General features: G+C 70.9%; 6 protein-coding genes. All 6 read right to left on the minus strand.

The window, feature by feature from the left end; translation table 11 throughout:
* Positions 1–126: 126 nt before the first annotated feature.
* From CXY81_RS02870 to CXY81_RS02895, 6 genes are read right to left on the minus strand one after another with little or no spacing between them, the layout of a single operon-like run.
* A complete protein-coding gene (locus CXY81_RS02870; protein WP_104193904.1) occupies positions 127–762 on the minus strand; it encodes an FHA domain-containing protein in 636 nt (211 codons plus the stop codon).
* The gene (locus CXY81_RS02875; RefSeq protein WP_104193905.1) at positions 759–3,128 is read right to left on the minus strand and encodes a transglutaminase-like domain-containing protein; all 2,370 of its coding nucleotides are present in this window, start codon (positions 3,126–3,128) and stop codon (positions 759–761) included. The genes CXY81_RS02870 and CXY81_RS02875 overlap by 4 nt, the downstream gene beginning before the upstream one ends.
* A gap of 41 nt (positions 3,129–3,169) precedes the next feature.
* Positions 3,170–4,543, minus strand: a complete 1,374-nt coding sequence (locus CXY81_RS02880) for a DUF58 domain-containing protein (protein ID WP_233193945.1) — start codon at positions 4,541–4,543, stop codon at positions 3,170–3,172.
* Entirely contained in the window at positions 4,540–5,511 is a 972-nt protein-coding gene (locus tag CXY81_RS02885; protein ID WP_104170329.1) for a MoxR family ATPase, read from the minus strand. Before CXY81_RS02885 ends, CXY81_RS02880 begins: the two co-directional genes overlap by 4 nt.
* Positions 5,512–5,532: 21 nt before the next feature.
* Complete coding sequence (locus CXY81_RS16270; protein WP_158251985.1) at positions 5,533–11,466, minus strand: Ig-like domain-containing protein; 5,934 nt, start codon at positions 11,464–11,466, stop codon at positions 5,533–5,535.
* On the minus strand, positions 11,463–12,917 hold the full coding sequence (locus CXY81_RS02895; protein WP_104193907.1) for a serine/threonine-protein kinase: 1,455 nt from the start codon (positions 12,915–12,917) through the stop codon (positions 11,463–11,465). The genes CXY81_RS16270 and CXY81_RS02895 overlap by 4 nt, the downstream gene beginning before the upstream one ends.
* Positions 12,918–12,942 lie beyond the last annotated feature (25 nt).

The following is a 12,942-nucleotide window of genomic DNA, read 5'->3' on the forward strand; positions in this document are numbered from 1 at the left end:
CACCGGCACCGGCACCGGCACCGGCACCGGGCATAACCGCCGCGGAACACTCCAATCCGCGGACCTTCAGCGCCCACGGTCATTGGGCACACTCATCTGGCCGGGGAGGGGTCAGTTGGTGAGGGACTATTTGAGGATGAAGAACTGGTCCGCGATCTCGACCCGGGAACCACGCGGCACCAGATAGCGCCGGCCGGGTTCGCAGCGCACCGCCACCGCATCCGGGCGACGGATGATGGTGCCATTGCCCGAGTACCGGTCACTGACCCAGAACTCGCCGTCGTGCTGGCCGAACTCGAGGTGGCTCTTCGACACCGAACGGCCGAGGTCGTTGATCTGCACCAGGATGTCGACGCGTTCGGTCGGCTGGGGCAGCGGCCGGCGACCGATCAGGCCGGTGCCGAGGGCCGAGATCGTCTCCCCCGTGCTGAACTGGAGCACGAACAGGGACGCGGTAGGGGCGGGGGCGGGTTCCGGAGCCTGGAGCGGCACTGGGGCGGGAGCCTCGACCGGGGCGGACACGACCGGCACCTCGACCGGAGCCGACACGACCGGCACCTCGACCGGGGCGGACACGACCGGCACCGACACGACCGGCACCGAGATCACGGAGCGCCGACGGAGCGGCAGGATGACCGTTGTGTCGCTGGGCCGCGGGTCCGGTCGCTTCCGGGTTAGCGGGGTGGCCGTGCTCGAGCTGCCGCATTCGCCGCAGAACATGGCGCCGACGGGAAGCTGCGCACCGCAGATCAGACAGTTCATGGGCGGGCTCCTCCCGGTGCAGGGCCGCTCCCGCTCGGGGCAGTTCGGCGAACGGATTCCCCTCCAGCGTACCGACCCAGCGAACGCAACGACACGAGGGCCCGAAGCCGATCGGTGCGCCTGCTCCCCGCGTTGAGCGAGCGACGCAGGTCGGTGACCGCGGTCCACACGTCCTCGGCGGCGGCATTGCCCGGCCGTTCCGGGGAGAACACGGCACGGTCAACGGCGACCGCCAGTGTCAGAGGTTCCGCTCCCGGCACCAGCGCGGCCAGTTCCGTGCGGGTGGCCCCCACCGGAACATCGATGCCATGGTCCACGGCGGCGTCGGTGAATTCTCGCCAGCCGCCCCGAATCCGGTCGAGCGGTGTGGACCGGGTGCGGCGCAGCTGCCGCCTGCGTGCTTTGGCCAGGGCGATCAGCAGGAGGGGCGAGATCAGCACGCCGAGACCGAGGAGCGTCCAGGCGGCGATGGTCGCCGCGGCGAGCAGGAAGACCAGCAGCGGGTTGAGCGGTTCCGGCGGGTCGTCGCTGGTGCTCTCCGGCGGGGCTGGCTCGCGCAGTTCCACCGGGTCGGGGAGGGCCGGGGGCACAACCGACTGCGGCCGGGAAACCACCGACGGGTCATCGGGGGCCCGAGCCGGGATGTCCCGCACGGCCGGGTTCGGATCGATCGTGGCCCAGCCCTCGGTGGAGGAAACCTCAATCCACGCCGAGATGTCGGAACCGACGATGGGGACCGCCTCGGCCCCGGAGGCGGCCTCGGCGCCGGCGGCCGCCTGCGGCACGAAGCCGATGACGACCCGGGCCGGGAAGCCGAGCCGGCGCGCCATCAGGGCCGCGGCCACGGCGTATTGCTCGGCGTCACCGAGCATGGGCTGGTCGGTGAACAGCTCGCTGATGCGGTCGGCGCCGTGCCCGGACCGGCTCGCCGGTTCGTCCGGGAGGATGCCGTGGCTGATGTAACCATCCGTTTTCAGGCCGTCGAGCATGGCCTGCAGCTGCACACCGGGCGGGTCGCCGGCTTGCACGTAGCGGGCGAGCGCCTGTTCGACCTCGTCCGGCAGAACAGCGGGCGCAGGCAGCACGGCGCTGCCGGGGCGCAGGTCGGCCAGGCTGTCCGGTGACCGCGGGATGACGCCCACGCTCTGGTAACCATCGCCCCGGACCAGCCCGGTGAGCACCGCGGCCGTGCCGCTGTTGTCGTTGTAAGAGAAGGAGTCGGAGCGCAGGATCCGGGTGGGGCCGTTGAACGTGATGCGTTCGAGCTGGCCGGCGCCGGGCACCCAGACGCCGGTGTAGCCCTCGACGGTCACCGTGAGGGTGGCCGGGTCGCCGTCGACCAGGGACTGGTCGAGACGGTCCGGCAGCCGGGTGAAGGAGCCGGACGCGCTGCTGACCTGGTCGCTGCCGACCGAGTAGACGATCCCGTCGTAGCTGTCCAGGGTGGCCAAGCGGAGGCGGCCGCCGCTCGGGAGGCCGGTCACCTCGAGGAGCACCGCATCCGCCCGTCCGGCCTGCAGGTAACCGCGGAATTCGCTCAGCGGGCTCGGGTAGGCCCGAGGGTCGAACGGCTGCTGCACCCGAGCGCGCAGCACGTCGCGCGGCACGTCGGCCGGCAGCACGACCGCGGCCCCGGTTCCGGCGGCGATCGCCACCGCCACGATCACGGCTGCGCTGACCAGCCCGCGGGCCGCCGCGAGCCGCCGGTCGGACGACGACGCCGTGCTGCGGCGGGATTGCTGCAGGGCGAGCCGCACGCCGGAACGGCGGCGCATCCAGCGAAACCAGAGCAGCCAGAACAGGAGCACGACGAAGAGGCCGAGACCGGTTCCGATCGGCATGGTCGCGACCGTCGGGCCCAGCACGATGCCGCTGACGAACAGGATGGCGGGGGCCAGTGTGCCGAGCTCGCCGACCGGGGCGCGGAGGGCGACCGACAGCCCGATCACGGTGCTGAGCAGCACCAGGATGAAGGCGGGCACGAGCAGCGCCTGATAGGAACCGACCGGAAGCACGATGGTGACGAGCTGTTTCCAGCTCAGCGCGGTCGCGGCCAGCAGGTCGAGCAGGCCGTCCGGGGTGGGCAGGATGCCGCGCACCGCCCGACCGGGAACGGCCAGTGGCACCCCGGCGAGTAGGTAGAGCCCCACGGTGGAAAGCGCCACCAGCCAGGTGCCCCAGCGAAACAGCGCCCCCAGTATGGCGACGACGGTACCCAGCCCGAAGGTGACGCCGACCAGCACGATGAACTCGCGGCTCTGATAGGCCGGCCAGAGCGAGGCGCTCGCGATCAGGGTCGCCAGGAGCAGCCCGACGGTGTTGCCGACGATGAAGTGCCAGTCCAGAAGGATGCCGCGGACCGCCATCCCGCCTCGGCGCGCGCCGCCCCTCCTCATCCCCCGCGCGCTCATGCCGCCTTCGTTCGGGCGAGACTGTGCTGCAGGTCGTCGAGGTAGCCGATGGTGAGCACGCTCAGGTCGGCCACGCGGCGGAGGCTGGGGACGGTCTCCGGGGCGCAGATCACGGCGACCACGTCGACGCCGGCCGGGAAACGGCTGGCGGCCGTGCGCACCTGGGTGAGGGTGGTGGCCGACCCGCACACCAGGAAGGCCACCGAGATGCCGGCCACGGTGTCCGCTGCGGCCCTGGCCAGCTCGCTGACCGGCAGGGCGGCCAGGGAGCGTTCCACGCCGCTGAGATCGTCGAGCAGCCGGGTGCGGGTGAGGGTGCTCAGCGGACGGAGTCCCGGCATCCGTCGTCGGCTGGAGTCCGGCGGCACCGCACTGGCGACAACGGAGACCGTGCGCGCGTCGCGGATGGCCCGCACCCCCAGGCTGCCGGCGACGCTGACGGCCATCTCGAATTCGTCCTCGCCGGCATAGTCGGACTGCGCCAGGCTGAGAGCGACCATGAGGTGGCTGCGGCGGGATTCCTCGAACTGGCGCACCATGTAGCGGCCGGTCTTCGCGGTGCTCTTCCAGTGGATGGTGCGCCGCTCATCCCCGGGCACGTATTCGCGCAGCGCGTGGAACGAGACGTCGCTGTTGGTCAGGTCACGGGTGGGATTGCCCTCAAGGTCGCGGATGAAGCCCGTGCTCATGCTCGGGATCGAGACCGTGCGCGGGTGCACGAACAGCGAGACCTGTTCGGCCCAGACGATCTCCCGGCGCAGTAGCCCGATCGGGTCGGCGCGCGCCGTCCGCACCGGACCGATCGGGATCACGCCGCGTCTGCGGGTCGGCACGATGAAGACGTCCGAGAAGTCCTCGCCGCGGGCGAGGCTTGGCATCGAGAATTCGGCCAGCCCGGAGCCGACCGGCACCTCGACGCCCACGCCCGGCACCCTCCGGCGGGTCGGGTTCCGCACGCTCACCTGGCCGGGCACCCGCTCCCCCACGACCACCCGATCCACGGGCAGGTGCAGGTGGATCTCGAACGCGTTCCGACCGATCAGGAAACAGGATGCCGCCACCAGGAGCACGAGCCCGGCCCAGCCGATCACGATCAGCTCGGTCCAGCCCAGCGCATAGCCGAACAGGAACGAGACCCCCACGACCGCCAGGACGGCCCAGCCGAGCGGGGTGACCACGGACAAGACCGCACGCAGGGCGCCGGCGACACGAGCACCGCATTCCAACCCGAACCGGACTCCCGCCGCGACGAAGTCGGCCAGCCGGCCGTCACCGGAGACTGCGACCGGCGAAGTAGCGGGCGGCGCGGGCGCGAGCAGCGCAGGCGCGGTAGCTGTGCCTGCGCCCGGACCCGGCACGATCTGCGTCACGCAGCCTGCCTGTCGCTGGGCGGCGGAGTCTCGATCAGCACCCGGGCGATCACACTGGAGGCGGTGACGCCGTCGAATTCGGCTTCGGGGTCGAGCACGAGCCGGTGCGCGAGCACGGCGTCAGCCAGCTCCTTGATGTCGTCGGGCACCACGTAGTGGCGGCCGTTCGCGGCGGCGAGGGTCTTCGCGGTGCGGATCAGCGCGAGCGCCCCGCGCACGCTGACGCCCAGACGTACCTCGGAGCTCGTGCGGGTGCCGTCGATCAGTCGCGCCACGTAGTCGTTGATGGTGGCGTCGACGTAGACGGTGCGGGCCAGGGCGGCGAGTTCGACGACGGTCGCCGCGGACACCACCGGAGGCACGGTCACCTCGTGCGCGCGCTGCCCGGCACCTTCGAGGATGCGAATGGTCGAGGCGTGGTCCGGGTAGCCGATGGAGGCCTTCATGATGAATCGGTCCAACTGCGCCTCGGGTAGCCGGTATGTGCCGGCCTGCTCGATCGGGTTCTGGGTGGCGATCACCATGAACGGGGCCGCCACCGGGTGGGTGACGCCGTCGGCGGTGATCTGACCCTCCTCCATCACCTCGAGCAGCGCGGCCTGGGTCTTCGGGCTGGCCCGGTTGATCTCGTCGGCCAGCACGATGTTGGCGAAGACCGGCCCGCGGTGGAATTCGAACGCCCCGCTGCGCTGGTCGTAGATGCTCACTCCGGTGATGTCGCCCGGCAGCAGGTCGGGGGTGAACTGCACCCGGTTGCTGGTACCACGCACGCTCTGTGCGATGGCGCGCGCGAGCGAGGTCTTGCCGGTGCCGGGCACATCCTCGAGCAGCAGGTGTCCGCCGCTGAGAAGCGCGGTGAACGACATCCGGATGACGTGGTGCTTGCCCAGCAGCACCTGCTCGACCCCGGTCACCAGTCGGTCGAAAACGTCGGCGAACTGGGCCGCCTGCTCCGCGGTCATCGTCATGGGGTGATCACTTTCGTTGGTTCACGGCGCATAGGTATAGGTCTGATTATTCACGGTCAGCGCCAGAAGCACGGCGCCGGCCGGCGGGGGCGGCGCGTCGGTGCCGAACCTGCAGGTGTTCGGGGAGTCGGCATCCCGCGGGGTCACCGTGGCGTCGCCGGGCACCGAGCAGCTGTAGGCGGCGGGAAGGCCGTTGTTCTGAGGCCCGTTGGTCCAGCTGATGACTCCGGTGGCCGGGTCGTAGGCAAGCCCGGTCACGGTGAAGCTGACGGAGGCCTCGGGCGCGGTCAGCGTGCCCGACCACGGCCCGCACGAGCCCCAGTCGGTACAGGCCGAAACCTGATAACGCACAATCTCACCGAACGGGAGACTCAGAAGTTCGCGCGGCCAGCCGGCCCCGCTGAAGACGACCTCGGATCTCGGAACGAACCCGCCGGAGCCGTCGACCGCGCGCAGCCGGTAGTCCCGGATGCCCGCACTCGGGTTGATCCCGTCGACGCGCAGATCCCAGGCATCGCCCCGCGCCGCCATGGTGCTCTGCACATCGGTGACCGGTCCGGGCGCCGGGCGCACGAGAACGCTCGCCACCGCCGTCGGGGCGCAGCCGGCCTTGTTGTACCCCCAGACGGCGAAGTAGTAGCGGCCGTTGTCCGCGAGGAGGCTGTCGAACACGGTGCTGTTCGCGTCGCCGCCGAGCGCCTTCTGCTGGGCGACGATGCCGCCCTCTGTCGGTGGCTGAAGCTCCCCCGACGCGGACACCGTGCACGCCTGCGCACCCGTCGGAACCTGATCTTCGCGCAGCCGCTGCACGAAGTAGCCGCCGATGAGGGCGCCGCGGCCGTCAAACCCGTCCCACGTCACGGTCACCGCTCCGGCGGCGTCGGCCGCGCTGGCCGTGATCGCGCCGGCGCGGGCCGGGCCGAACGGCGTCGCACTCCCGGCCGCGCTGTTCCAACCGGCCAGGGCCGGGTAGGCGTCGTTGCGGGCGCTGACCGTGAAGGGGGTGTTCACGCCGTTAACGAGGCCCATCACGTCGACGGAGCAGGTTCCCGCCGCGCAACTCGATCCGGAAGCGCTGACCTCCTCCTGGACGGCGCCGTTCCGGGTCACCACATAGCCGCGAATCGCCGTCCCGCCGCCCACCGGGGCAACCGTGTTCCAGCGCAGGCGCAGCCCGCCGTCGAGCGGCTCCGCAACCAGGCCGGTCGGCGCGGTCGGCACCGAGTCGGACCAGACCCGATCGGACAGCATGGTCGCCTCGGACAGCCCGATCCCGTTCTGCGCGGCAACCGACACACGCAGAGCATTGCCCTGGCCGTTGCCGGGCGTCGCGACCTGGCAGGAGGTCGCTGAGCAGAGCGAGGTGGACAGCACGGCCCCCGACGCGGCGTCGAGGAGGGAAATCTGATACCCGGTGATCGCCGAGTTGTTGAAGGCCCCGGCGTTGAACGAGAAGGACAGGCCCCGATCGAAGAAGCCGGTGACGCGCAGGCTGGACACCGGGTCGGGTTTGTCCTGCACCGAGATGCGCACGGTGCCCCAGGCGTAGCGGGCAGGGTCGTTCGTCGCGTCGGCCACCTGGTACTGCAGGGTCAGGTCGGTCGGCGCGGCGTCCGAGGACACCCGGACCGACAGCCGGCTTCGGTCCGTGCTGGGCGTGATACTCACCCCGGCCGGAACGGCGCCGCCGTCCAGGCCGCGCACCGCGAGCACGCGCAGCGGCACGGACGGGAACGGGTTGGTGGCGCCGTCGTTCGCGAGCACGTCGACGACGGTCGTGCGACCGCGGGGAGCGACCGCGGCATCCGTCACGGGGATGGCGACGGGTCGCATTGACGCGACCACGCGCAGGTCGATCCGGCCGGCTCGGCCCTCCTGAACGCCGTCGCGCACGCCGATCGTGATCGTGCTCCGCGCGCCCTTCGGGGTGGATTCCGTGGCGCGCAGGGTGAGCGTCTGCCCGTCGAGCGCGTAGCTGAAACCGGTCGGAAGCGGGTCGAGCACGGTGTACGCCAGCTCAGGTTGGTCGTTCGGATACGGGTAACTGGTGAGTCGGGTCAGGTCGATGACCTTCTCCTGGTCGGGCTCGAACTCGAGCACCGCTCCATTGAAACCGGGCGGCTGATTCTCGCGGGGCGTGACCTCGATGGGCAGCACGATGGTCGCCGTGCGCCCATCCGGGTCTTCAGGCCCCGAACCGTCGGTGACCTCGAACGAAATGGACGCCGGCCCGAAGTATTTGTCGGTGCTCGTGAACGCGAGGCCGGTGTCGTTCCGGGCCAGGTCGGCCCCGTCCGAATGCGTCGCCCGCACGAGGCTGCGGTCGGTGAGGCGCACCTTTTTTCCGCCGACCGCGACGACGTAGTCGTTGATGTCGATGGAGAGCAGCGCCTCGCTCTGCACGGTCAGCGGCGGGGCACCGCGGCGCACCTGGGGTAGGGCGTCGTCGGTCCCGGGAACCCAGATGAACGCGTAGGACACGATGCTCGCGTCCTCCGGGTGCGTCACCGCGAACGGGATGATCTGGCTGGTCGAGCCCGCCGTGACCCGGATGCGCCGGGCCGGCGTCACCTCGGCGATTCCCGAGAAACGCTCGGGCACCGTCAGAGCCAATGCGGTTGCCGGCCCCTCCGCGAAGAAGACGTTGGCCAGCACGTCGACGTCGACGGTCCGGGCCTCGAGCACGTCGGACAGCGGCACGTGGGTGTCGCGTGCATCCGGACGCGAGCGCGGGGCGTCCTCGCGGACCACGACCGTGAGGAAGGTGGAACTCGTTCCGCCCCGCACGTTCTGGATTTCATAGATGAAGCCGTAGCGGCCCGGTGTCACGGGTGAGGTCACGGCCACGGTGTCGCCGTCGACGACGGCGGTGCCCGAGTCGGCCTCGCCGCTCGCCTGGCCGCTCGCCTCCACGCCGGTGATGCTCAGGGTGCCGCCGTCGGGGTCGGAGTCGTTGCCGAGCACCCGCACGGCAATCGTACTGCCGGGGCGCACCACGACTTCGTCCGGAGTGGCGACCGGGTTGCGGGCGCCGTCGAGGCGCGGGCTGATCCCCACCCGCACGGTGCCGACGGCCCGGGCCCCGAGCGCGTCGACCACCGAGTAACTGAACGTGTCCGTGCCGGCCGAGTACTCCCCGGCCGTGTAGTCGAGCGAGTCCACGCCTGTGACCGTGACCGACCCCTTCTCCGGACTGGTCTCCTGGCCGACCAGTTGCACGGAGTCGCCGTCGGGGTCGATGCCGGAGAGCGGGATCGGGATGCTCACCGTGTCCCCGGCGAGCACGCGGGCCGTCACGGTTTTCGGCACGGGGGCGCTGTTCGAGGTGGGATCGGCTTCCCGCACCGCGATGCTGACCTCGGCGTTCGCGAACTGGCCGTCCGGGGCGTTCACTCGGTAGACGGCGGTGACGTTGCCGGCCGTGTCCGGCGCCAGGAACCGCAGCACCCGACCCGAGACGAAGAGCAGACCGCCGCCGGCGGGCAGTTCGGTCGCGAGCTCCGGCGCCAGGGTGAGGGTGTCGCCCTCGGGATGCTCGTCATTCGCGAGCACGGGGATGTCGATGGCGTCGCCGACGCGCACGGAGATCGAGTCCGGCACGGCGATCGGGGCCTGCTTCTGGGCCGGCGGCGGGATCTCGATCACGGTCACCGTGCCCGCGGCGTCGGCGAGGCCGTTGCTGACCCGGTAGCCGAACACGGCCGTGCCGCCCTCGAGGGGTTTGGTCAGGGTCACGCGCAGGATGCGCTGGTCGAGGATCTCGATTCGAAGTCCGCTGTCGGCGGGGACATCCGTGATACCCGTCACCAAAAGTACCCCACCGGCCGGATCGGAGTCCGTGGCGAGCACGTCCACGAGGGTGGCCTGCTGGCCGCGGATGAAGGCGGTGTGCGGCACGGTGACGGGGGCGCTGCTGGCGTCGGGCGCGGCCGTCACGTTGACGCGGATGCGTCCGGTGGCGGTGAGTTCGCCATCCGTCACCGCGTACTCGATCTCGTGCACCCCCACCACGCTGCTCTGCAACCGGAAGGTGCCGGCGTCGAAGTCCGCGGTGATGTTCACCTCGGGTTTGGCCGGCACGCTGCTCAGGCGCAGCGGCGCCGATCCGCCGCGCACATGCTCCAGCGGCGACACGGCCACCTCGCTGCCGGCGGTCGCAAGCACCACGAACGCCTCGGCGACGATGGGCACCGAGCCGCTCGGCCGCACCATCACCGAGAGCGCGCCGGCCCCGCCGGCACGGCCGTCGGAGACGGTGAGGCCCACCGTTTTCGCGCCCCCGCCCGCGCCGGCATCCGTGTAGACGACGGACCCGGCCGGCGTGAAGCTGACCTGGTCCGGTGCGGGCGCGGTCGCCGCCGCCAGATAGAACGGGTCGCCGTCCGGGTCGACCCAGTCGCCCAGCACCGCCGTGGTCACCCGTCCATTGGCGCGCACCGTGGTGTTCGTCGTGCGGGCCTGCACGGGTGCGGCGTTCTCCTCGGGGGAGCGCACCGCGACCGTGACCGTGGCCGAGGCGCTCCCGCCGCGCCCGTCGTCGATGATGTAGTCGAAGCTCAGTGATCCGGATGCCTCCGGCGTGAGGGTCAGCTGCACCTGCTGAGTGTCCGCCACGAGCTCGAGCCGCCCGGCCGACTCGGGCACGGGGGTGAGCGCCGAGATCACCAGCACGTCGCCGTTGGGGTCGAAGTCGTTGAGCAGCACGGGCAGGGTGACGGTGCGTCCCGGCCGGCCGCCGAAAGCGTCGTCGACAGCGACGGGTGGCACCTGGGACTTCTCGAACTCCGGCGGGGTGTCGTCAGCCGCCTGCTCGACCTGCTGCTGATCGGGGTCGGTGTCGATCAGTTCGGCCCAGTTGTCGATCAGTTCGTTGCCCTGCTGCACTGCCCAGGTCGTGCCGTTGCGGGCGTCGTTCAGCACGAGTCCGGTTCCGTTCCGGCGGAAGGCCAGCCGGGCGTCCCCGGCGACGCCGGACAGGGTGGCGGTGGCGCCGTCGCTTCCGGCGCCGCCCTCCGCGCCGGCCGCCGCGCAGTCGCGCCAGACGGTGCCGTCCGACCAGGCGGCATGGGCGCAGTAGGCGTCCTGTACGGGCGCGGCGGCGTCCCCGCTCCGGCCGGTAACGAGCGGAGTCAGGCGTCCGCCGGCACGGGGCACCGCAATGAGCCCCTCACGGTGGGCGATGAGAACGCGGTCGCCCGTCACGCTCGGCTCCGACAGGACGGGCTCATCCCCGGAACGGATGCTCCCGGACAGGTCTTCAACCCCCTCCGCCTGGAACAGTCGCCGGCTCGACGCGTTGAGCAGCGCCCACCGGCCGTCGACGCTGGTCAGCTGGTAGCGGTCATCCTTTTCGCCGGCCGTGAGCGTGACCGTGCTGGTAATGGTGTCCGCGGTGAGCAGGTCGACCTGGGAGAGTTCCCCCGTCGCCGGCGTGAAGGCGAACAGCACGCCGGCCTCGTCGAGGCTGACCACGGAGCCGGCACCGAAGGCCAGCGTCGGCTCGGTGGTGCTGTCGAACTCGGACAGCTGGCTCGCGGCCACGCTCCAGACGTCGCCGTTCGCGGTGACCACCGCCCGGTCGCCGGCCAAGAAGACCGAGGCAGCGTCCGGCGGCAGGGCCACGCTGTCGGCCACCTCCGCAGTCGCGGGGTCGAGGATGTCGAGGGCGCTGTTGCCACGGTCCAGCACCAGCACGGTGGCGCCCCGTTGCACCACGTCGAGGCTGGTGCTTCCGGCGCTGACCACCGTGTTCAGTTCGAAGACGGCCGTATTGGCTCGCCCGACGACCTGGCGAGCCTCGTTACTCACCCAGACGGCCGCGTCTCCGAGGTCGAGGCGCTGCGCGGTGTATCCACCGGAGGCGATGGCCACGGTGGCAATGACGGCCACGACCACGGTGCCGCTGAGCGCGGTGGCGAAGAGCGAGCGGTGGCGGGCGAGCCAGCGACGGTTCACCCGGCGCCGCCGGACGCGCCCGGAAGGCGGGTGTCGACGCATTTTTCCCCGCTCGGAGCGCCGAGCTTGCCGTCCCGGTTGACCGTGACGGTCGCACAGACCCGAGATTGTCCCTGCGGGTCGACCCGGAATTCCGTTCCCCGCTGGATGCTGCTCTGACCGCTGCGCAGGGTCACCACGAAGGTGTCGCCGTCCCGGACCCCGGGGTCGGCCCAGCTGAACACGATGGTTCCAGAGCGGAGCGCGCCATCCACATCACTGACCAGAGGGATGCCGGTGCCGGCCTGGGTCACCAGCACGGTCGCCGCCGTGGTCGCGAGTCCCACGATGATCACCGCCGCAGACACGAGTCCCCATACCGTGAGCGTGCGCCTCCGCTTCTTGGGCCGGGTGGTCACAGTGTCCCCCTGCGGGCCGGTGGTCAGCTGCCCGGTACTCAGCAGTGCCGAGGTCGCCGAGCGCGTGCCGAGGCCGGTTGGCGACGCCTTCCGGCGGCGGCGGCCGGCGTAGGCGTCGACTGAGTTGATGCCCGTGATCCGGGTCCGGTCCTCCTGGTCGGCGAGGGCAGCGACGGCCCAGCCGTCCTGCTCCACCTCGAGGGGCGTCTGCGCGAGACCGAGTTCGGCCTCCACCGATTGAAGCTCTCGGATGAGTTCCAGCACGCTCGGCTGCCGCAGTTCCGGCCGCCGCGACATCGAGCGATTCAGGATGGCGCCGAGCCGGGCCGGCACGTCGGCGCGGTCGAGCGGCGGCACGCGGGCCTTGTTGATGCGGGCCATCATCTGGGCCGAACCGTTCTCGGTACCGGCCACTTCGAACGGGGACATACCGACCAGGAGCGAGTAGAGGGTGGCGCCGAGCGACCACACCTCCGAGGCGACCGACCCGGAGATCTCGCCGAGCAGCACCTCAGGGGCCGACCACGGAATGGAGAGCCCGATGGCGTCGCTCCTCTCGGCCTCGCCGAGGGTGGCGGCGATCCCGAAGTCCGACAGCACCGGGTGCCCATACGCGGTGACCAGGATGTTGGACGGCTTCAGGTCCCGGTGGAGCACCCCGGACCGGTGCGCGGTCTCGACGGCGCTCGCTATCTTCACACCGATCCGCAGGGTATCCGGCACCGAGAGCGGTTCAAAGCGGTAGCGCTGGCTGAGGGTCGAGGAGCAGTACTCCATGACGAGATATGGTCGTCCGTCCGCGGAGACGCTCGCCTGGAAAACCGTGAGAATCGACGGATGCGAGCTCAGCTGGGCCATCAGGTTGGCCTCGGCCTGGAACAGCTGGCGCACGTGGTCGTTGACGATCTCGGACAGGAGTACCTTGACCGCGACCTGGCGCCTGGGCATGTTCTGCTCGTAGAGGAACACGTCGGCGAAACCGCCGGATCCGAGCGGACGGAGATAGGAGAATCCCGGCAGGTTCGGCGGCGTGGAGGGTAAGCGCCGTGCCATGTCGCCTCCCGGTGTCATCATCAGT

Origin of the sequence: Cryobacterium sp. M25 (assembly GCF_002929635.1) — a bacterium.
GTDB lineage: Bacteria > Actinomycetota > Actinomycetes > Actinomycetales > Microbacteriaceae > Cryobacterium > Cryobacterium sandaracinum.